Annotated in this window: 13 protein-coding genes; 7 read left to right on the forward strand and 6 right to left on the reverse strand. The window is 42.3% G+C overall.

Annotation, left to right across the window (positions count from 1 at the left end):
- Positions 1–48: 48 nt before the first annotated feature.
- Complete coding sequence (locus LV85_RS01195) at positions 49–2,580, reverse strand: M14 family zinc carboxypeptidase (protein WP_111316346.1); 2,532 nt, start codon at positions 2,578–2,580, stop codon at positions 49–51.
- A 216-nt stretch (positions 2,581–2,796) separates the two neighbouring features.
- Here LV85_RS01195 and LV85_RS01200 point away from each other — a divergent pair, with 216 nt between their 5' ends.
- Positions 2,797–3,108 carry a rhodanese-like domain-containing protein gene (locus tag LV85_RS01200; RefSeq protein WP_111316347.1) on the forward strand — a complete coding sequence of 104 codons (312 nt, stop codon included), beginning with the start codon at positions 2,797–2,799 and terminating at the stop codon, positions 3,106–3,108.
- A gap of 228 nt (positions 3,109–3,336) precedes the next feature.
- Here the strand turns inward: LV85_RS01200 and uvrA are convergent, their stop codons facing one another.
- Positions 3,337–6,153: an excinuclease ABC subunit UvrA gene (uvrA, locus tag LV85_RS01205; RefSeq protein ID WP_111316348.1), complete on the reverse strand. Its 2,817-nt coding sequence runs from the start codon at positions 6,151–6,153 to the stop codon at positions 3,337–3,339.
- Positions 6,154–6,463: 310 nt separating this feature from the next.
- Here uvrA and LV85_RS01210 point away from each other — a divergent pair, with 310 nt between their 5' ends.
- The 6 genes from LV85_RS01210 (at position 6,464) to LV85_RS01235 (ending at position 17,750) form a co-directional block, all read left to right on the forward strand.
- Complete coding sequence (locus LV85_RS01210; protein WP_111316349.1) at positions 6,464–11,575, forward strand: adenylate/guanylate cyclase domain-containing protein; 5,112 nt, start codon at positions 6,464–6,466, stop codon at positions 11,573–11,575.
- 63 nt (positions 11,576–11,638) lie between these two features.
- Positions 11,639–13,438: a hypothetical protein gene (locus tag LV85_RS01215; RefSeq protein ID WP_111316350.1), complete on the forward strand. Its 1,800-nt coding sequence runs from the start codon at positions 11,639–11,641 to the stop codon at positions 13,436–13,438.
- Complete coding sequence (locus LV85_RS01220; protein ID WP_111316351.1) at positions 13,435–14,997, forward strand: hypothetical protein; 1,563 nt, start codon at positions 13,435–13,437, stop codon at positions 14,995–14,997. The genes LV85_RS01215 and LV85_RS01220 overlap by 4 nt, the downstream gene beginning before the upstream one ends.
- An 84-nt stretch (positions 14,998–15,081) precedes the next feature.
- A complete protein-coding gene (pnuC, locus tag LV85_RS01225) occupies positions 15,082–15,693 on the forward strand; it encodes a nicotinamide riboside transporter PnuC (RefSeq protein WP_111316352.1) in 612 nt (203 codons plus the stop codon).
- The gene (locus LV85_RS01230) at positions 15,686–16,198 is read left to right on the forward strand and encodes an AAA family ATPase (protein ID WP_111316353.1); all 513 of its coding nucleotides are present in this window, start codon (positions 15,686–15,688) and stop codon (positions 16,196–16,198) included. Before pnuC ends, LV85_RS01230 begins: the two co-directional genes overlap by 8 nt.
- 25 nt (positions 16,199–16,223) lie before the next feature.
- Positions 16,224–17,750 (forward strand): arylsulfatase, encoded by a 1,527-nt coding sequence (locus LV85_RS01235; RefSeq protein ID WP_111316354.1) that lies wholly within the window; start codon positions 16,224–16,226, stop codon positions 17,748–17,750.
- A gap of 24 nt (positions 17,751–17,774) precedes the next feature.
- On the opposite strand, the gene LV85_RS01240 is transcribed toward LV85_RS01235, so the two are convergent.
- The 4 genes from LV85_RS01240 to LV85_RS01255 all read right to left on the reverse strand — a co-directional run bounded on the left by LV85_RS01240 (position 17,775) and on the right by LV85_RS01255 (position 22,219).
- The gene (locus LV85_RS01240) at positions 17,775–18,860 is read right to left on the reverse strand and encodes a serine hydrolase domain-containing protein (protein WP_111316355.1); all 1,086 of its coding nucleotides are present in this window, start codon (positions 18,858–18,860) and stop codon (positions 17,775–17,777) included.
- Positions 18,861–19,063: 203 nt separating this feature from the next.
- Entirely contained in the window at positions 19,064–20,605 is a 1,542-nt protein-coding gene (locus tag LV85_RS01245) for a M20/M25/M40 family metallo-hydrolase (protein ID WP_111316356.1), read from the reverse strand.
- Positions 20,606–20,783: 178 nt separating this feature from the next.
- The gene (locus LV85_RS01250; RefSeq protein WP_111316357.1) at positions 20,784–21,365 is read right to left on the reverse strand and encodes a sugar O-acetyltransferase; all 582 of its coding nucleotides are present in this window, start codon (positions 21,363–21,365) and stop codon (positions 20,784–20,786) included.
- 26 nt (positions 21,366–21,391) lie between these two features.
- Positions 21,392–22,219 carry an alpha/beta hydrolase gene (locus LV85_RS01255; protein WP_111316358.1) on the reverse strand — a complete coding sequence of 276 codons (828 nt, stop codon included), beginning with the start codon at positions 22,217–22,219 and terminating at the stop codon, positions 21,392–21,394.
- Positions 22,220–22,242 lie beyond the last annotated feature (23 nt).

Genomic DNA, 22,242 nt, shown 5'->3' on the forward strand with positions numbered 1-22,242 from the left:
AAAGTTAAATTTATTTTAGGTTCTTGAATCTAATCTCTTGAGCCTGATTTACTGTCCGACCATAAAGATCGCATTGCTCAAAATCAACTTTCCAGACTCCCAGAACCCCCTGAAGATCGGGTCATCTACGAAGTAAACGATCTCGCCTCTGCCTGTATTTTCAACGCCTATCACCATGGATTCGCCCATGGAAGATTTGACCTTGTAGCCAATGTAGCCCGTACGGTGAGCATCATTGGATGAAATTACACCAGCATTTACGCCATTGTCTAGGTAGGCATATCTGCTCGCATTGTTTTTCAAAGTGTAATATTTTCCACCCGTACCATAGCCAAGTGGATGAGTGACGTCCATATCTACTTGATAGATAGCGCCAGCTGCACCGCCGGAAATTGCTACTCGCTCGCCTTCTTGGTAAGGAGCAAGACGTTCAGCTTTAGCTAGAGAATCTGCTGATTTTTTAGCAGCCTTCTTCTCATCATCTGTATCAAAAGTCTTCAATGAAAAACCTTCTTTGTTTGCAAACATATTCAATGCTCCATCAATTGCTATCAATTTTCCACCTGCACGAACCCAGTCCATTAAACTCTTTTGTCCACCTTCATCCAATGCTCTTCCTCTGGTGGAAGGCATGATGATTACATCGTACTTGCTCAGATCATAGCGAGACATATTTCCAGTCTCTAGATTGCTGAGGGGATAGTTGAGTTCTTTTTCGAAGAAATGCCAAATCGCTCCGTAATTCAGGGAATTTGTGCCATCTCCTCCTATCAGAGCTACTTTTGGAGCTTGTAGAACACGGATGTCTGGAGAACCAAAATCCTTCCCTTTGTCCACATATCCGCTCATGGTAGTAGCAAGTGTAACACCGAATTTATTGGCGATGTCTACCATTTTTTGATCAAAATTCTGAACGTATTCGTTACCACCCTTGGTGATCATTAGAGATCCTGCGGGGAAGCTTTTTCCTTCTACTTCAAAACCAAATTCGTTGAACTTCACTCGGATTCCTTCATTCAAAAGTGCGGACAAGAAAGCAACATCACGCGTGCCCTGCCATGCTGCTATGTAAGCCACAGGAGTTTTGCCTGCTTGGTTTGCTGTAAAAGTTGGCTTCTCATAGGCGGATGCCGGTTCGAGCTTGGTTTCCACTGCGAAAGCTTCCAAACCGTAAGCATAAGGCATAGACCAGCTAGTGATATCATAGGTGATACTGTCGTGTAAGGCAGGATTTGGTTCAAAAAAAACCTGTGTCAAGACAGATTTTGGCTGGTGGGCACTGATAATGATATCCTTATCTGTGGTGGCGAAAGACTCGCTCTTGCCAGTTCCATAAGCAAAGCCTTTAAGCCCTGATTTCGAACCTGCTTTGCCGTAGCGAATACCATTTTTGTCCAGTAATTCTAGCAGTTTGGATACTTGAGCCGGGTTGCTTTCACCTTTGATGATAAAGCTCTTGTACTGGCCTTTTGGATTAGTAGAGTTGTCTTTGTAGAATTTTGCAAACTCAGAAAGCAATCGCTCAGCATTTTTGCTCGTCACTTCAGCAGCAGACATAGCGGCTGTATAATGCCCTTCGATTCTATAGCTGAGGGTGACTGTATCGCCCACGGCATTAAATCCACCGATACCAGCCTGACCGCCGCCACCTTGCTCGATGGTCATGCCGATAGCTCCGTTAAACATCGGATAAGAATCCCCATACGATGGATAAAGCAAATCGAAGCGCTCTTTCGTAAAGTAAAATCTTCCAGCCTCATCGAAGTATTTAGCGGTATTTCTACCAAAAATATCCTGAAACTCATGCTGAAATGGGCTTAACTGCTCATGAAGAGGCTCTGCAGCGGGTGCCATGTAGAATGGGTTATTGATACCCTGCTCATGGAAATCCAAGTGTAACTGAGGCATCCATTCTTGATAGACTTTCATTCTCTGCTGAGACTCCACTTGCACTTGCCAAGCCCAATCACGGTTTAGATCAAACAAATAGTGATTAGCACGACCACCTGGCCAAGGCTCGTTATGCTCCACCGATTGTAGATCGGGCTGAAGCGTAGTATTCATTTTCTGGTTGTACCAGTTCGAATAGCGGTCACGACCATCTGGGTTGATCGCTGGATCGATAATTACAATTTGGTTTTTCAGCCATTCTTGAGATGTAGCATTTTCTGGGTTTGCCAAGGTATAAAAGGAAGAAATCGCCGCTTCCATTCCTACCGATTCATTTCCATGGACATTGAAAGACATCCAGTTGATCGGAATGGAAGTGGAAGGAGATCCCTCAATCAAACCTGCTCTTTTCAGATTGTCAGTCCGGATCTGCTCTAGATTCGCCATGTTTTCGGAGCTGGAAAGGATAGCGATAATCAGTGGACGTTTCTCATTGGTTTCTCCGTATTGGATGAGTTTGACATTTGGATTGTTTGCTGCGACATGCTCAAAGTAATCGACCATGCGATGATGCGGCGTAAATCGATCACCGGGTTTGTAACCCAAAAATTGCTCTGGAGTCTGAATCTGCGCCCAAGAGCTGATGGTGAGCGAAAAAACGAATAATGATAAGAATAGGAGTTTTTTCATAAGATGGTGGTATAAAATGCTATCCTGAAAGTTAAAAGGATTTGTCTTTTCCTTTCACACCGATTAAAAAAAAGCTTGGGGATAATTTTGTATAAAAAGGAAGAAGGTAAATTTTGCTTTCAGAAGCTCTATGTGACAAAAGTTGCAGTTTGCGAAAGTAGGAGGCACGACATTGCAGTCATAAAATTTATCAGAGCTAACTAATACGTATAAGACATGGGCTTTTTCTCAGCAATTTTCGGAAAGAAAGATAATACTAAGTTGATTGAAGCGATCAGGGATGGAGCATTTCTAGTGGATGTTCGTTCTTCTAGTGAGTTTGCTTCTGGGAGCGTGAAAGGAGCGGCCAATATTCCATTGGATAAGATTGGCAGCCAAACCTCCAAGTTTAAGGGAAAGAAGAGTATCGTAGTGTTTTGCCAATCTGGCAACAGAAGTAATCAGGCGAAAAGCATTTTGGAACAGAAAGGAATTCAGAATGTCATCAACGGAGGTACATGGCGTAGTGTGACTAAGTGCCTAGAATAATTCTGAAAACAAAATTTACCATGAAAATCGTAAATCTAACCTTCGATTTTCATGGTAAAAATAGTTGGAATCTTAATACAACTTAAATGGCTCAAGTCTGAAGACTGCAACGAAGAAAGCGTAAGCCTGCCAGCTACAGGCAGATATGGAGGCTTGCGCTAATAAGTTCTGTGCTAGTTGGGATTGCTTCGCTTTGCTCGCAATGACGTAGAATATTTGCGAGATGCCTTAAACAAAAGCCTCTCTCAGATACTTCGCAGTATAATTCCCTTCTTCTTTCATCATATCCTCTGGTGTCCCTTCGAAAGTCAGATATCCTCCCTTATTTCCGCCTTCTGGGCCCAAGTCGATTACCCAATCTGCAGATTTGATCACTTCGGTATTGTGCTCGATGATGATCACAGAATGACCCTGATCGATCAGGGCATTGATGGAATGCAAGAGTTTTTTGATGTCGTGGAAATGAAGTCCAGTCGTCGGTTCATCGAAGATAAAGAGGATATGATCTCCAGCTTTGGTACCTCCTTTTCCTAGGAAAGACGCCAATTTCACCCGTTGAGCTTCACCTCCAGAAAGGGTATTGGAGCTTTGTCCCATGCCAATATAACCCAAACCAACTTCCTGAAGTGGCTGCAGTTTGTTGATGATCTGAGTTTTGCCTTGGAAGAATTCCAAAGCTTCGTCGATGGTCATTCCAAGTACATCCGAGATGTCTTTTTCCTTGTATTTGACATCCAAGATCTCATTCTTAAATCGCTTGCCTTTGCAGGACTCGCATGTCAAGTGGATGTCTGCCATGAACTGCATCTCGACTGTAGTGATTCCTTCGCCCGCACAGTTTTCACAGCGTCCACCATCCACGTTGAAGGAGAAAAATGCTGGTTTGTAGCCTCGCTGCTTAGAAATAGCTTGCTCAGAGTATAATAATCGGATCGCATCGTAAGCCTTCACATAAGTCACCGGGTTGGAGCGTGAAGATTTTCCGATTGGATTTTGATCTACAAATTCCACTTGAGAAATAGATTTGTAATCGCCTTCGATCTTGTCGTATTTTCCACTTTCGTCGATGACAGTTCCCAGCATTTTGCCTAAGGCAGGATAAAGCACTTTTTTGATCAAAGTAGATTTTCCTGAGCCAGAAACACCAGTTATACAGGTCAGTGTGTTGAGCGGGAATTTGACAGATATATTTTTGAGGTTATTCTCTCTAGCTCCTTTTACTAGAATGGAATCTTTCCACTTTCTATTGCCATCTTTTTTGAAGATTTGCTCTTCCCCACGAAGATACTTTGCAGTGTGAGTTTGTGCAGAAGTAATCAACTCTTCGATTGAGCCTTGGAAAAGCAATTCTCCACCATGCACACCAGCATCTGGTCCGATGTCGATGATCTGATCGGCAGCTTTCATCACTTTTTCCTCATGCTCCACCACGATCACAGTATTTCCCATGTCTCTAAGTGATTTCAGTACATCTACTAATCGATCTGTGTCTCTAGGATGAAGACCAATGCTTGGTTCATCCAAAATGTACATCGATCCGACCAAGGCAGAACCCAAAGAAGTGGCGAGTTTGATACGCTGAAATTCCCCTCCAGATAGTGAGGCAGTCAAGCGATTTAAAGTTAAATATCCCAAACCAACCTGAGCCATGTATTCCAATCGACTCTGCACTTCTTTCAGAAGACGATTTGCAATCTTCGCTTGATGTGGAGGAAGTTCCAGGTTAGCGAAAAATGGCAATGCCTCATCAATCGGCATCAGGACAATGTCAATGATGGATTTGTCTGCGATTTTGACATAAGAAGCATCTTTGCGCAAGCGAGTCCCTTTGCAATCTGGGCAAGTCGTGCGACCGCGAAAACGCGAAAGCATCACACGGTATTGAATTTTGTGTGTTTTGGTTTCTAGGTCTTTGAAAAATGCGTCTAAGCCTTTGAAATACTTGTTTCCAGTCCAAAGCAACGCTTTTTCTTTTTCATTCAGATCTTCATAAGCACGGTGAATAGGGAAATCAAACTCTATCCCTTTTTTCAAAAGAGGTTCCACCCAAACTCTGGAAGATTCTCCACGCCAAGGAGCGATGGCACCCTCGTATACAGAAAGATCTTTTTCGGGTATTACCAGATCTGGATCTATTCCGAGCACATTTCCGAAGCCTTCGCAGGTCCGACAAGCTCCAAAGGGATTGTTGAATGAGAAAAAGTTGACTGATGGGAGCTCGAATTGCATTCCATCCAATTCAAATCTATCTGAAAAGCTCTTTGTCTCTTTCCCAGGAATAGTGATTTTACAATCTCCATGACCTTCGAAAAGTGCCGTTTGTACAGAATCTGCAATTCGAAACTGATTGTCTTCATCTTCCTTATGAACTGCTACACGATCAATCAGGATTTCATAGGTGCCTTTTTGGATCTTTTTTTCCTGAAGCAAATCTTCCACGAAATAGGCTTCATCATCGATTAGAATCCGAGTGTATCCTTTTTGCAAAAGCAATTCTAGTTCTTGGTTGATCTTTCTCCCACGCTCGATTTGTAGCGGACAGGAAATCATGACTTTCGATCCTTCTTCGAAAGACTGAACGTAATCCACGATATCCGTGACGGTGTGGTGCTTTACTTCTTTGCCAGAAATCGGCGAGATCGTTTTTCCCACTCTGGAGAAAAGCAACTTCAGGTAATCGTAGATTTCCGTGGTCGTTCCGACAGTGGATCTAGGGTTTTTGGTGTTGACTTTTTGCTGGATTGCGATGGCCGGAGCCACGCCTTTGATGTATTCCACATCAGGTTTTTCCATCCTTCCGAGGAACTGACGCGCATAAGAACTTAGGCTTTCCACATACATTCGCTGGCCTTCGGCAAAAAGTGTATCAAATGCCAAGGAAGATTTTCCTGAACCCGAAAGTCCCGTTACGACCACAAATTTATTTCGTGGAATAGCGACGCTCAGGCTTTTCAGGTTGTTCACCCGGGCGTTTTTGATGATAATAAATTCCTTGGGATCGAGAGAATCGATGTCTGTAGTAGCGGATAAAGTGCTCAAAGTCATAGCTGGCAAAGTTAGCAATCAAACAGAGTAAGTCAGGAAAAAGTTGGGAAGCTTGTGAGTAAATGTTGTCATAATTCTGTCAGGTCATTATTATTATATCCACTTAACAAAGCAAAATGGAAGCTAATGACTGCGAGTTTAACTGAGATTAGGAGCATTATTTACCTTATAAAACACAAATTAGCCATAACTTTATCACTCAAATAATTCAATGCATTTTGTACTTTACGAAGATACATCTGCTAAATTGTACTATCATTTTCAATAGATGCGCCAACTTCCTTGTTTAAAAAATCCCCGTACTTTTTAAATGTCTGATCTTAGATTTAACATACTCGATAAGGTTAGAGAGAACTCCAGATACATCGTTTATAAAGCGAATCGGGTCTTGGATTCTAAACCTGTAACTATTCAGACCTTTCGTTCTGCCTATCCTACTTTTCGTGATTTGAATCACATGAAGCAGGAATTTGCCATCCTTTCCAAGCTTTCGCATCCCAATATTGTACAACCAATTGGTTTGGAGCATTTGGAAAATCTCCCGATTCTTGTCAACGAAGATGTCATAGGAGAAACGCTTGCAGAATGTTTGAAAAGAGGGAAACTGGACTTGTTAGAATTCCTGAAAATAGCCATGGGAATCACCAAGGCGGTACTTTATCTGCATAGCAAGAATATTATCCATAAAAACATCAACCCTAATAATATCATAGTCGATCCTTATGGTGATATCAAGGTTTGGGGTTTTGACTTTGCAATTGAGCGAGGGAGGGATTTGAACTATTCTAATGTGAACGAGGCGCTAGAGCTTGGTCTGCATTACATTTCTCCCGAACAAACTGGCCGGATGAACCGACCGATTGATCACAGGACGGATCTATATTCTATAGGAGCGGTTCTATATGAAATGATCACAGGACGTCCCCTTTTCAATCTTACCGACCCTGTAGAGCTGATGCACGCGCATTTGGCACTTTTACCGGAGTCTCCTCGCAAATTCCGAGACGATATTCCGGAGGTTTTGGAAAAGATAATTCTCAAGCTCCTGAGAAAAAATACGGAGGAAAGATACCAAGGCTGTCAGGGCTTGTTAAATGATTTGCAGCAGTGTCTAGATCGACTGTTGGATGTCAATGAGATTTCTGATTTCAAACTCGGTACTCAAGATCACTTAGATCAGTTTCAGATTTCATCCAAAATCTACGGAAGAGATCAGGAACTGGCGCAGATGGATGAGATTTTCAAGCGAACCAAGAATCAAAAAGCTGAATTGGTGCTCGTCAGCGGTTATTCGGGTGTGGGGAAATCAAGTTTTGTACGTGAATTTCAGAAGAAAATAGATCTCGAAGGTGGTTTTTTCATCTCGGGCAAGTTTGAGCAATACAAGATGAATCCGCCGCTAAGCTCACTTTTGCTAGCGCTAAATGATCTGATCGATCAGATTATGATTCGTGGAGATGAGCAGCGGGAATATTGGAAAAACAGTGTCCTTCAGGCAGTAGGAAACTCTGGGCAATTGATCATCGAAATCATGCCCGATTTGGAGCTATTGATAGGTCCACAGCCGGAAGTGCCTAAGCTTCCTATGACCGAATCCAAAAACCGATTTAATCAGGTTTTTAATAGTTTCATCCGCTCATTTGCCAGTCAGGATCATCCTATGTGTATTTTCTTGGATGATTTGCAGTGGCTGGATTCGACTACCAGAAGATGGCTGGAAACTACACTTCAGGATAAAAGCTTAAAACATCTACTGATCATCTGCGCCTATCGGGAAAATGAGGTTTCGCCTTCACATCCGCTGATGCTGATGCTCGATAGGCTGAAAGCTTATAATATTATTTCTACACTGATCGACCTAAAACCACTTGATCAGAACTCAGTAGCAGAAATTGTCTCAGATTCGCTGTCCATTTCATTGGAGAAAAGTGAGGATTTGGCACAAATTATCTTCAGAAAGACACTTGGTAATCCATTTTTCATCCGTCAGTGTCTGCTCACACTTTACGAAAGCGGGGCGATTTATTTATCCCAAAACACCCAGCATTGGACCTATAGCGCAGAGAATGCTTATCGCGTAAAAATCTCTGATAACGTCATTGATTTGATGGCTGAATTGTTTTTCAGACTTCCAAAAGAAGTTCAGGTAACACTGAAATATGCTTCTTGTATTGGAAATACGTTTTCTATAGAGATTCTAAGTGGATTGATTTATATCAGTGAAGAGGAGCTGGATATGCAGCTTAAGCTTGCTGAGAAGCTATGTATCATCGAAAATATCAAAACCAAGGAGCGGTCTGGAGATGATGATTATGGTTTTCAGCACGATAAAATTCAACAGGCTGCTCTGGGCATGCTACCAGACGATGAGAAGCAGAAGGTGCGCTTTGCTATCGCAAAAAGCATCATGGCCAAATTAGGCAATATTGAAAATTCGGATCACATCTATACGGTCACCGATCACTTCAATTTTGCGCTAAGTCTGCTTACTGATGAGAAAATTCTAAATCAATTGGTCTCGCTGAATATAGCTGCAAGTATACGTGCGAAACATGCAAACGCCTATGAATCAGGCCTGTCTTATATCAAGACGGCCATGGATATTGTGGAGGGAAAAAACCTCGACTTGTCTAAGAAAATGCTACGTGACCTGAATTGGCAGCGGGCAGAATCGGAACATCTCGTGGGAAATAATGAGGTGGTGGAAGCATTTTTTGATAAAGCGCTGAGCTATACCGATGATGTACTAGACAGGGCTAAAGTCACTATCCGGAAAATCCAGTTTTTCAATAACATTAGAAATTTCCAAGCTGCATATGACGCTTGTAGAGAAGTCACTGCTGAATTGGGTGTGAGAATTCCCGCGAATTTCTCTCCACCTAGTTTGGTAATAGAGTTTGTGAAATATAAGAGTTTGATGGGCAACCGTGACGTAGATGATCTGATCAATCTGCCAGAAATGCAGGATGAGAAGCTAAAAACGGCGATTTTGGTGATGGCAGCCGCAGCGCAGTCCGCATTTCAGATTCGACCAGAGCTATGTGTATTGGTGAGTGCTATCATGGTAAATCTATGCTTGAGGCATGGGAATGCTGAAGGTGGATTTATTGGGTTTCTGGGTTTTGGGCCAGTATTTCACAGTGGGATTCTAGGTTTCCGCACTACTGGCTATAAAATCGGGCAGCTTACTTTGGCACTGGTAGAAAAATACCAAAGCTTTGGCGCTAGGGCTGAAGCTAATTTTGTGACGGGATATTTTGCTATTCCATGGCGAAAGCCAGCGCTGGAAATGGAGACCTACTGGCAAACTGCTTACGAATCAGGATTGGAAGTTGGCGATCTTTTTCATGCGAGTTGCGCGAGCTGTGCAATGATCCAAAGTCATTTTATGCGTGGTGTTCAGTTTGATGCAATCTTGGATTCAAGTGCAGCTTATCTGGATTTTCTCAATAGAATTCAGCTGAAAGAAGCTATTCTTACTATTGCTGCCGTAAATCAAGCTATCAAAAACCTTAAAGGTGAGACTGATAGTGTTCTTTCATTTTCAGATCAGCATTTTGACGAAGAGCAGTATATCCAGCAGCTAGCAGGATTTAACTCTAGACATTTTGCACATTTTTACTACATCAATAAGATGCAATCGCTTTATCTCTGGGAGGAGTATGAGGCAGCTTATCAGGTTTCTTTGATCTCCGATCAATATTTGAAGGATTCCCCAGGAATGCTTCACACAGCAGAGCATTATTTCTACAAAGGGTTAATTCTTGCTGCGAAAATTCCTTCTGCAGGAGCTGTTGACAGCTTCAAATGGAAACGGAAATTGAGCCGGATTGTGGATAAGTTTAAGAAGTATACCCTCCATAGCCCAAGTAATTTTGAACATAAGTATGAACTACTAGCCGGAGAACTTGAGAAGGTAAAGGGATCTATAGACGGTGCCCAAAGGCATTATTATCGTGCCTTGGAGGCAGCCGAAAATGATGAATACCTTCAAATTCAGGCTTTGGCCAATCGGCGATTATTTGAGCTGCATCTGAATGGTGACAAGAAGAAAATCGCAGCGATTCACTTGAGCGATGCGGAATTCACCTATGAATTGCTTGGCGCAAAAGGAATTGCGGAATTGATGGTTTCCAAGAGAAGCACGAGCAACTTTTCGCAGAAAGAATCCAGATTTGGACAGCGAGGAGAAGATAAAAGTACTTCTGAGAAAGTTTCTAATCAGGATCTAGATCTAAAGTCGGTCATGAAATCATCCGAGGCTATTTCTAAGGAAATTCGGCTAAAAGATCTGTTGACTATTTTGATGAGAATCATCATCGAGAATGCAGGTGCGCAGCGGATGGTTTTGCTTCTGAAAAATGAAGATGGTTTCAACGTGCAATCAGAAGCCTGTACCAAGTTTCCAGAACCAAAACTTTTTGAAAATCTTCCTTTGAAAGACTTTGACTCCATTGCAAGGGAGGTTATTTACCAGGTTGCGAAAACGAATGAAACCTTGATTTTGGAGAATGCTTTTCAGGATTCTCGCTTTGCCAAGGATGCTTACATTCAGCAGGAGCAGTTGAAGTCGCTTATGTGTATCCCATTGATCAAGCATGCTGAAGTCACGGGAATTATTTATCTGGAGAATAATCTGATCGAAGGAGCATTTACTGAAGAGCGACTTACGCTGATCAATATTCTTTCCAGTCAAATGGCGATTTCCCTTGAAAATGCCCTTCTCTATCAAAACATGGAGGATAAAATCCATTTGAGAACTAAGCAGCTCAATGAGGAAAAGGAAAAAGCAGACAATTTGCTGTTGAATATTTTGCCTCCTGAGATAGCCATTGAATTGAAAAATCATGGATCGTCCAAAGCTCGGCAATTCAATAATGTCAGCGTCATGTTCACTGATATTGTAAATTTCTCTGGGCTCTGTGAGAAGCTTTCGGCGGAAGAACTTGTAGCTGAATTGAACTACTTCTATTGTGAGTTTGACAGGATTGTGGAGAAGTTTGGTGTGGAAAAAATCAAGACAGTTGGAGATAGTTATATGTGTGCTGGAGGATTGAATCTGCAGAAGGAATTTGATGCTGCAAATATCATCTTGGCGGCTTTTGAGATCAATAATTTTATTCAGGCTCAACAGCAATCAAAAATTGCCGAAGGAAAACCAGTGATAAGCATGCGGATTGGAATTCACACAGGCCCAGTGATCGCCGGAATAGTTGGTTTGAAGAAATTCGCTTATGACATCTGGGGCGACACCGTGAATATTGCTTCCAGAATGGAAACCGCCGGTGAGGCTAGTAAGATTAACATCAGCGGTTACACCTATGAGTTGATCAAAGATAAGTTCGCTTGTTCGTCACGTGGAAAAATAGAAGTGAAGAACAAGGGACTTGTGGAGATGTATTTTGTAGAGAGTAAGATTTGATCCATGCTTTTCGTTTGGGTCAATGGAGTGATAAAATAAATTGTTCATTTTAAGCCCAATTTTATGAGTTATCTGTCCTATCCCAGGATCAATTTTTACGGTAGATTTTTTACTGATCCATCCACCGTGAATAATGATCCTACCCATTATGAAGTGGAGAATACCGTCCCTTCTCCCTGGCAAAACCCTAATGGTTTGCACCGTTTTCAGCTAAAAGAATGCACCGTTGTCTCCACTATTGGAGCAAATGGGGAGGTCTCTGATCCATTGGTAAACCTTCCTTTTGTCACCACTGATAAGCCATCCTCGGCCAAAATTGTCGACATCGATGTGTATCAGCAAGGCGTGCCGACGATCTATGGTATGCAGCTTAGCATCCCTATTTCTGATGGAGTGAGTCTAACTGGCTTGGTTGATCCAGCCGTTTTGAATCAAATCTGGTGGCTCGCTGTCTTGGCGACTCGTAGCTGGCAGGATTCGGATTATGTGATGGATAGTTTTGGTGGAGATATGAATGCCTGTGGTGTTTTTCAGACAGTCATTCGTGTGCCTCAAGCTACTTGGCCAGCGGATTCAGTTTCACCCGTTCTCGCTTTGCTCAAAAGCCAGACTACGCTTGAAGATGGAAATTACCTGATCTCCATGCGCTTTGTGGTAGATGGCTATCGCAATGTGCCTGAGGACATGAATTATCAAACTGGCAGAATCACAGGTTCTCTGGGTCCAGTGATTGGTACTGAGCCTCGATATAATCCAGGTGCAAGAATATTGGCTGGAAGAACACAAGATAAAAGTAATCCATGGAACTGGCCAATGTTTAACAATTGTCCTTTTGTCATCGATCAAAACCGAAAGCTTCTTATCCTTGATTTGGCGAATGGAATCTGTCGACAAAATGCTGGTGGCGCTCCAGTAGATTTAGGAACTTTGACAGCTTGGGTCACACAGGAAGATGGTTTAGAGGCTTCTTTAGGCAATGTTGATTATTCAGAGTTTTGCTACAATCTCTACTCTCACATTATTGAGTTGCCTTTGACAGATGCACAGATGGCGCAGGCGCTAGCAGGTTCTATCAGTCTAAAGATGTCAAGAACGGATATTGGTCCTGTAGAAGTTTTCCAAGAAGACATTACTCAGACGAATATAGAGGTGGAGGTTAGACCGATTCGGATCTCAGGTTTTCCCGGAACAACGACTACGACGAGTGTCTATGTAAGCAAGCTACAGCAACCATTGGTAGGAAAACAACTGCAAGTGGATGTGGTGAGTGTGCATGGTAATACTCCCGGAGCGACAGTTCCACCTAGCAATCCTGGAAATACTCCACAGGCTGATGGCGCAGTTGAAGCGGCTATTTCACCGACTGATGCCAATGGATTTGCTACCGTGACTATCAACGTACTTTCCGATCCCGGCTCACGTACGCCACAGCTAGATGGACAGTTGTATTTTATCAACATTTCCGATCCTGATCAGTTGGTCTCTGAGCCTATTTCTCAAAGTGCGATGATCTCTCTTCTGGTGTGGTCAGCATACACGATCAATGAAAATCCTACGTGGCCGGAAATCCAGGAGATATTCGCTGGCTATGCGAAGTTGTTTCCGGGCATGACTGAGAAGATCAATCTAATAGATTATAATTCCTTCCAGACTTTTGCCTTGAATCCACCATTTGGATTATTTCAAGCACCTCCAGGTCCTCTGGGAATAGATAGAGGGGCCATTCCTTTTTTCATGAGCAGGGAAGTAACAGATCCTAGATATATGCCTGTGACGCGAGATTTGTCTCCTGAGCGAACCATGACGGTTTTACATTTTATCAAGAATATGCAAGACAGTCCAATTACTCCCCCTACATCATGAAACGACTTCAATTAATACAGCTGTCACTGATTGGATTTAGTATTATCGCTTTTTCCAGTTGCTCGACTACACAGAAAACAGAGGAAACTACTACTCCTGAAGTCTTGGTTTCAAGCTCTGTTTTGGATTCCAATATTGTTGCTGATGCTTTGCCTTTTACTATAGAATTTGTGGAGCAAAACTATGGGTCTAAACCTGCATTGCCGAGTTTGCAATCCTATGTGAGTGCAATGAATCAAGCTGGGGAAATTTTCGTAGCCGGTGGAAGAAGACAAGGCTTGCACACCTTTAATCCTGCTCCAGCTACTAATTTTGAGAAGGACAGTGCCAATAATTTTCTATTTATTATCGATCCTGTGGCAGGCGATCAGTGGTCTTTTGATGTGAACCAGCTGGGTGATGAGCTTTCAGCTCCTCTTCAGGCTAACAACCTTCAATCATATCATGACGAAGCTTCTGACTTCATGTATATCGTGGGAGGCTATGGATGGAAAGCTGACGGTTCAGACATGGTGACATTTGGTACCGTGATTCGTTTTAAGCTCGAAGATATATCTGCGGCAATCAAATCGGGCGCTCCGGCTAGTAGTGTTAAAGCCTTGATGCAGATTGGCAATGACGACAGGTTGGCGATCACAGGAGGAGAGTTGTTTATGCTAAATGGCAGCTTCTACTTGGTTTTTGGGCAAAGATTCGATGGGCAATACAGAGCTTTTGGAGGGACAGATTTCACGCAGGAATATTCCAATGCATTCAGAGTTTTCCGACTGGATCCTCAAACTCTAAAAATCACAGCTTATGGAGCTACTCAAAATTCTGGAGCAGATAAGCCTTTTCACCGTAGAGATGGTAACATATTTGAAAGTATAGATCCAGCTACGGGAATGGCAAATATTACAGCTTTGGGTGGTGTTTTCAAACCAGGAATTATCGGCGGATATGACTATCCAATTTTCATTTCAAGCCCATCAGGTGTGGTGATGGACTCCACTGTTCATCAGCGATTCAGTCAGTATGAATGCCCTGTAATCACGATTTACAATGAAACAGCTCAAGATACCTCTTTGTATCACACCATGTTTGGGGGAATAAGTATGTATTACTATTCTCAAACTCCAGATCAGCGGGCGGTATTTGATTCTGCCACTATGCAAGGCAGAAATGATGGACTACCGTTTATTGCAGATATCAGTACTTTTCAGAAATCTAGCACTGGTACTTATCAGGAATTTATTCAGCCAGAGCCGATTGCTGGAAATAGACTCCTTGGCTCAAGTATCACGTTTATTGGAAATAGAAGCTTGGAAGCTGACTTAATGGCTTTTGATAATGGTGTGATTAAACTGAATAAAGTACCTGTCGGGGCTAAAATTTTGGCTGGGTACATCTATGGTGGCATCGAGGCCCAAAATCCTTTTCCAAGTATTCCCAATGAAGGAACCTGGGCTTCCAACACTCTTTTTGCAGTTTATGTGACCAATTCTCCATCAGGAGCTATTCCTGCTAGTTTTGCCACAAAAGCTAGAAATGGAGCACCTCTGACTAGATTGCCTCATTAAATTATGGCCTGCTTGGTATCTACTGAGCAGGCTTCTTTGTGTTTAAACTCTTCTTAATAGCACAAAAATTCGTTATTTCGAGCCATGGAATTACAATACCTGCTAGATGGCTTTGCGGAGGGTCTCCAGAATATGACTTGGCTGGAGGCAGTAGCAGTATTTTTTGGGATTGCCTCAGTGATTTATTCCATGAAGGAAAATATCTGGGTGTACCCTACCGGGATTATTTCCACCCTGATTTATGTCTGGATTTGCCTTCAATACAAGTTATATGCGGACATGGGAATCAATGCCTACTATTTCAGCATGTCGATTTATGGTTGGTATGTGTGGACTCATCCAAAAGAAGGAAAAGCTGAATTGCCCGTGACCTGGCTAAAGGCTCGTGGCTGGGCAGTCTCTCTCGGGATTTTTGCGGCTTCTTATTTTATTTTGGCCTTCGTGCTGGTCAATTTCACGGATAGCGACGTGCCTTATTGGGATTCATTTACCACCGCTTCAGCATTTGTAGGGATGTGGCTGATGGCAAAAAAGAAGGTGGAAAACTGGATATTTTGGATTCTGACTGACTTGGTGGCCGTACCACTCTATTTTTACAAAGGATTGATTTTGACCTCATTCCAATATTTGTTTTTCACCATTTTGGCAATTTTAGGATTAATTGCTTGGATCAAATCTGCGAGAAAAAATGCCTAGCCCAAAACGAATTTTAATCCTCGGTCCAGAATCTACTGGTAAAAGCACTTTAGCCCAGGATTTGTCAGCGTATTATAGAGAGCCATGGGTGCCTGAATACGCGAGAGAATATTTGGATAATTTAGGTAGAGAATACAGCTATGTGGACTTGGCAGAAATAGGGAAAGGACAAGTAGCTCTGGAGGATGAATTGGCTAAAACTGCTGAAAAATACCTTTTTGTTGATACCGATTTGAGAGTTATCCACATCTGGTCAGAGCATAGATTTGGAAAAACTGATCCTTGGGTTTTGGAACAGATCAAGGAAAGAAAGTACGATTTGATTTTGCTTACCGATACTGATTTGCCATGGACTCCAGATCCACAGCGAGAATATCCAGACTTGGAGATGCGCAATTACTTTCTTGACTTATACACAAAATTGGCAGAGGAAAGCGGGTTTCCTTATTACCTCATTTCTGGCAATAGGGATGAACGGCTTCAAAAAGCGATTAAATTGATCTAGATTTATGTCTTAATACTAGTAAGACATGACACGTAATATTCTCTCTCTTTTCTTTTTGCTCCTCATTTTTTCCTGCCAAAAAGCAGAGGAACAAATACCAGTAAAACCAAATGTGATCTTAATCCTAGCAGATGATTTAGGATTTGGAGAAGTAGGCTATCAAGGTCAAAAGAAGATTAAAACTCCTAATATTGATGCTTTGTCTGAAACGGGCTTGGTGTTTACTAATCACTATTCTGGGGCTCCGGTTTGTGCACCAGCTAGATGTGTGTTGCTTACAGGTAAGCATATGGGACATTCCTATATCCGTGGAAATGACGCGATGAAAGAACGTGGAGATGTCTGGGATTATGCCAAAGCATCCGCAGATCCCAATCTGGAAGGACAGCGAAATATTCCTGTGGAGACAGAGACTATGAGTAAGATGCTTCAACAGGCTGGATATAAAACAGGCATGGTGGGCAAGTGGGGGCTGGGTGCACCCTTAACGGATGGAATTCCAAATAACCTAGGTTTTGACTATTTCTACGGTTACAATTGCCAGCGCCAAGCACATAATCTTTATCCTACTCACCTTTGGGAAAACAGGGAGAAGGTGCCACTAAATAATGATTTGGTAATTCCAGGTACAAAATTGGACCAAGGAGCTGATCCAAATGATCCTGCGAGCTATACCAAATATGAACAAAATGATTATGCACCAGATTTGATGCATGATAAGGCTATGAACTTCATAGAGGAAAATAAAGATGAGCCATTTTTTCTTTATTATGCCTCACCACTTCCTCATGTTCCTCTGCAGATTCCAGCGAAGGATAGAGAAGACTATATCTCTGAATTTGGTGCTGAAGATCCCTACGACGGGAGTAAAGGATATTTTCCAAACCAGTATCCACATGCCACTTACGCTGCTATGATCACAAAGCTGGATCAACAGATCGGAGAGATCCAAGCTAAGTTGAAAGAGCTAGGACTGGAGGAAAATACCATGATTATTGTGACCAGCGATAATGGGCCTACATACAATGGCGGGGTAGATTTTGATTATTTCGAGAGCTCTACACCATTTACAAATGGATTCGGTAGAACAAAAGGCTTTGTGTATGAGGGAGGAATTCGAGTTCCAATGGTGGTAAGCTGGCCTGGAAAAATCGCACAAGGTACTTCAGAGCACATTTCTGTTTTTTATGACATTTTCCCTACGCTATCTGAATTGGTGGGAATGCCGATTTCCAATGACATGGATGGAAAAAGCTTCCTGCCTGAGTTGATGGGCAAGGAGCAGGAAAAACATGAGTATCTCTATTGGGAGTTTCCGGAAACTGGAGGTCAGCAGGCTGTGAGGATGGGCAATTGGAAAGCGGTGCGACAAAATATAGTGAAGGAAAATAATTTGGATATTGAGCTATATGATCTATCTAAGGATATTTTGGAGCAGAATAATATTGCTTCTGAGCATCCGGATTTGATTAAGAAATTCGAAGAGATAATGGCCAAAGAGCATGAGACTCCTGTTGTAAGTACTTTCAGAATGGCTGCATTGGGAGATTAATTGTATTGAGCACAATCTTATTGATTACCATTTCCCTAAGGAAAGCGTAGCGGCTTCCACTATTCTCATGAGGTCTGGATGGGCATTGTTGTTCAGGATGATGATCGTTTTATTTTCGTCGATGTATCTAACAATTATGGTCTTATAGCCTGGATTTCCACCAGTATGCATGACCATTTTTCCGAAGGGACTTTGTGGTTTGATCTCCCATCCGAATCCATAATAACTTAAAAACCCATCTCCTAATTTGATCGGTCTGAAGGCTTCTTCCAGCGTCTCTTTGGAAACTAGCTTCTCGGTATATAATGCTTGATCCCATTTCAATAGATCCTCAACAATGCTGCTGACTCTACCGGGCCCTTTTCTGTTACCTAGCCAAATGGTGTAATCTGAGGAGTGGAAATTATTAGCATTGACATAATGGCCAATATCGTCCTTGAGATGTCCAGCGGCAAAGGTCTGTACTTGGGCTTTTTCCTCCAGAGATCTGATGGCAGTGCTTTGCATGCCTAGCGGATCAAAAATCCATGTTTTGGAAAGGGCTACAAAATCTTCACCTGTTACTTTCTCTACCAAACTTGCCAGCATGACATAGCCGGTGTTGCTGTATTCATACTTTTCTCCAGGCTCAAAGGATTTTACAGGTGCATATTCGCGTAGGTATTCCAAGATTTCTGGGTTGCCAGCAACCTTACTTTTGTCCCAATGTGCATCCATGATCGCTTGATAATCCGGCAAGCCACTAGTATGGGTAAGAAGCTGACGGATGCTGATGTCTGGATAAGGGATCTCGATATAGTTGGAAAGCTGATCATCAAAATCGAGCAGACCTTTCTCCTTGCAGATCATCACCATCATAGCGGTGAATTGTTTGGAGAGGGAGGCTAATTCGAAGATGTCATCCTCATGGAGCAAAATTTGATTTTCGTATGAGCGCATGCCCATCGCTTCTTCAAAAAGTATTTTCCCGTTTTCGGCGACTAGAATTACCCCTGAAAAACCTTCCTTATCGGCTCGCTCTACAGCTTCTTTGAGGATTTTCTTCTGAGCATGAATAGTCGTCTGGAAGGAAACTAGCGCCAATAGAAAGAATGCGAGGAATCTGTACATGACAAGTGGGATTTGTCAGGAAATTACAAAACCTTTTGTTATGGCGCTAATGGGAAGAAGAACTGGCTTATAGTGAAATTCTATTTTAACCACGAGGGGCTCAAAGGTTTCACAAGCTGACAGAATGTTCTCTGCGATAAAAAAGTAAAAAAAGCCACGAGAAATTTCCCGTGGCTTTCAGTATATATAAGAGGTTAAATAACTTAATCTACTCCACCTTTTCTAGTTGGAGAACGTACAGCAGGCCATTCTGATGGCTGACCACCTCTACCCAATGGAATTCTTACTTCTCTTGAAACCATGTCATCTTCTTCACTTGCCATGTACACCATGATAGCTGCCATGATCACGTTGTTTTGAACATCGTCAAAAACAATTTTATCATAAGTATCCAAGTTGGTATGCCAAGTATAATTGAAGTATGACCAGTTCAAAGAGCTCAAAGAGAATGCTGGAACACCAGCTGCCACAAAGGAAGCGTAGTCAGATCCACCACCGCCTGGATTTCCAGGGAAGCTAGTTTCAATGTCTCTAGTGATGTCTCTAGGTACTTTAGACATCCAGCGGCCTAGGTACTCATAACTATGAATAAAGCCTTGTCCTGAGACGTTTGCCACACGACCTGTACCGTTATCTTGGTTGAAAAGCGCCTGGATCTTAGGCATCATTTCAGGGTGGTCTTCTACGAAAGCTCTTGAACCATTTAATCCCTGCTCTTCAGAACCCCAGTGTCCTACGATGATTGTTCTCTTAGGATTAGGATATACTTCTTTCAAAACACGCATTACTTCCATCATCATGATAGAGCCTGTTCCGTTGTCAGTGGCTCCAGTACCGCCATCCCATGAGTCAAAGTGAGCAGAAAGCATCACATACTCGTCAGGCTTTTCAGTTCCTTTGATTTCAGCAATTGTGTTGAAGGTAGGCACCATTCCATTTTCTTTGGATTGTGCATTTAGGTTGATAACTGGTTTCGATCCACCTTCAGCCAATCTGAAAAGTAAGCCGTAATCTTCAAGAGAAAGATCTACAGTTGGTACTTTTTTAGTAGATGCGGAGAAGATTTTGTTTGCTCCGAAACCTTGAGACCAGTAAGAAGTAATGATTCCCAAAGCTCCAGCATCTTCTAGGGCAGTAGGCAATTCTCTTCTACCTTTTCCAGTACTTCTTAGTCTGTTATTCCAATCTCTATTCATTTCATTACGATCTTCTTTCATTTTAGTGAAAGACTCTTCCGTCGCAAATTCTTCCCAATTGTAATCAGGACGTCCTGTTATCTGAGGAGCTGAGATCATTACATATTTACCTTTCACAGAAGGAAGCCATTTTGCGAAAGCTACTGAATCTGCTAATTCTGGAATCACGACCACTTCGCCCTTTGCACCACCCTGAGGTGAAGAAGGACTCCATGCGAGTTGCATACCAGCTAGAGATCTAGTCCAAGGAGCCACCATATCTATGTGGGTAATTCCTCTTTCCCAGCCTCTCCACTCGCCCCATTGTTCGTTACGCGCTTCTATGCCCCAGCCTTTATATTTAGCCACTGCCCAGTCATGTGCTTTTTGCATTTGAGGGGAACCTACCAATCTTGGTCCGATTCCATCCATCAACTCATGCCCAATTTGCTTAAGCTGGGAGTTTTCAGTTTCTTCTTTGATGATCTTATCGATCACCTCGTCTTGTGCTTGAACCTGTGTGCCTAGAAGCAACATCAAGCCCATGCCTAATAAATATCTCTTTTTCATGCGTTAATATTTGGTTTATTTTTGGCCAGATGGAATCTCACAGGGTCTAATCTTCCTAGTTTATTAAGAATAGAATATGCTCGATTTCATAACTGGTTTATTTAAGTCCTAAAATTATACTTTGCTAATATCATTTCCGAACCGTTGGTGGATTAGTGGAGCTGAGGAGTGATTCAGTTTAAAGATTGCGGATTACCTGACATGGGTTTCCTAGGGCAAGAACATCATTTGGAAGGTCTTTGGTCACGACTGAGCCGGCTCCGATGGTGACATTATTTCCGATAGTTACACCAGGAAAAATCAATGCATTACCGCCTATCCAAACATTATCTCCAATGAGCACTGGCTTGGAAGAGGTATGATAGCGAGTCTGATCGGCATTTTGGTAAATTCTATCGCTGGCTTTGATGGGATGTCTTGCTGTATAGATTTGAACCATGGGGGCAATCAAGCCATTTTTGCCAATTTTAATCAAATTGTCATCGAGGAAAATACAATTCGTATTAATAAAGGTATTTGCACCTATTTCTATATTCTCCCCATAGTCACAGAAAAAGGGGGCTTCAATCCAAACTCCCTCTCCTTTTTTAGCAAATAGCTCATTTAGAATCAGTTCTCTTTCCTTCAGATTTCTAGAGTCTAGCGAGTTGTATGTTGCTAAAAGTGATTTCGCTTTATGGTATTGTTCTAAAAGCTCTGGATCTCGAGAATCATATAGCTCTCCTGCGAGCATCTTTTGTTTTTCAGTCTTATTGGGCATTTAATTCCTTTTGGTAAAGCATGAAATTAATTCTGGCTTTCGAAATAATTATGGAAAAACAGTAACTGGTACTGAACTGCGTCTCTCCAATAGTCCCAGCTGTGACCGCCCGGCCCTGTCATGAATGTATGTGGAATATTGTTGTAAGCTAGCTTTTCATGCAGTTTCACATTCACGTTGTAAAAGAAATCTTCAGTGCCGCAACTGATGATGAGTTTCAGTTTGTTCGGTATAAGACGATTGCTCTGATACATCACAGAATATTCCTCCCAGCGCTCCGGGTTTTCTGCTTTGGTGCCCAGATACTTTTTCATTTCCCAGTTTTCTGGAAAAGGCCCAATATCCACACCTCCGCTTAAGCTTCCTGCAGTGCCATAGGTTTCCTGATGGCGAAATGCAAGATAAAGTGCGCCATGACCGCCCATACTCAGGCCAGTAATAGCTCTACCTTCACGGCTTTGAATTGTGCTGTACTTTTGGTCGATAAACTCCACTAATTCTTTTCCTACATAAGTCTCATACTTGGAGTCTTCATCCTCTGGACTGTCCCAGTACCAGCTGCCATAATTACCATCAGGACTTACGAAAATTATCCCATACTGATCAGCGTAAGATTCTAAATTTGGGACTTGATTGAGCCAGGCTTTATAATCCCCCGAATAGCCATGAAGTAAATACACTACCGGGTAATCTTTTGACTCAGAATAATTTGTAGGGGTAATTACAACTGCCTTGATCTCCTTTTGCATCACAGTGCTATAAGTAGCCACTGTGTCCACAGTTGCCAGTGTAGGAAAAGAGAGTAAGGTGATGAAAAAAATGACTGCTAAAGTAGAGGTGAATATGTGCTTCATTTCTAGGGGCGGGTGGGTTTGAG

The sequence above is a fragment of the Algoriphagus chordae genome (genome assembly GCF_003254055.1).
GTDB classification, from domain to species: domain Bacteria; phylum Bacteroidota; class Bacteroidia; order Cytophagales; family Cyclobacteriaceae; genus Algoriphagus; species Algoriphagus chordae.

What these genes read in the sequence shown, in the direction of transcription:
- LV85_RS01195 (WP_111316346.1), bottom strand. Translation starts at nt 2,580, where the DNA reads ATGAAAAAACTCCTATTCTTATCATTATTCGTTTTTTCGCTCACCATC.
- LV85_RS01200 (WP_111316347.1), top strand. Translation starts at nt 2,797, where the DNA reads ATGGGCTTTTTCTCAGCAATTTTCGGAAAGAAAGATAATACTAAGTTG.
- uvrA (WP_111316348.1), bottom strand. Translation starts at nt 6,153, where the DNA reads ATGACTTTGAGCACTTTATCCGCTACTACAGACATCGATTCTCTCGAT.
- LV85_RS01210 (WP_111316349.1), top strand. Translation starts at nt 6,464, where the DNA reads ATGTCTGATCTTAGATTTAACATACTCGATAAGGTTAGAGAGAACTCC.
- LV85_RS01215 (WP_111316350.1), top strand. Translation starts at nt 11,639, where the DNA reads ATGAGTTATCTGTCCTATCCCAGGATCAATTTTTACGGTAGATTTTTT.
- LV85_RS01220 (WP_111316351.1), top strand. Translation starts at nt 13,435, where the DNA reads ATGAAACGACTTCAATTAATACAGCTGTCACTGATTGGATTTAGTATT.
- pnuC (WP_111316352.1), top strand. Translation starts at nt 15,082, where the DNA reads ATGGAATTACAATACCTGCTAGATGGCTTTGCGGAGGGTCTCCAGAAT.
- LV85_RS01230 (WP_111316353.1), top strand. Translation starts at nt 15,686, where the DNA reads ATGCCTAGCCCAAAACGAATTTTAATCCTCGGTCCAGAATCTACTGGT.
- LV85_RS01235 (WP_111316354.1), top strand. Translation starts at nt 16,224, where the DNA reads ATGACACGTAATATTCTCTCTCTTTTCTTTTTGCTCCTCATTTTTTCC.
- LV85_RS01240 (WP_111316355.1), bottom strand. Translation starts at nt 18,860, where the DNA reads ATGTACAGATTCCTCGCATTCTTTCTATTGGCGCTAGTTTCCTTCCAG.
- LV85_RS01245 (WP_111316356.1), bottom strand. Translation starts at nt 20,605, where the DNA reads ATGAAAAAGAGATATTTATTAGGCATGGGCTTGATGTTGCTTCTAGGC.
- LV85_RS01250 (WP_111316357.1), bottom strand. Translation starts at nt 21,365, where the DNA reads ATGCCCAATAAGACTGAAAAACAAAAGATGCTCGCAGGAGAGCTATAT.
- LV85_RS01255 (WP_111316358.1), bottom strand. Translation starts at nt 22,219, where the DNA reads ATGAAGCACATATTCACCTCTACTTTAGCAGTCATTTTTTTCATCACC.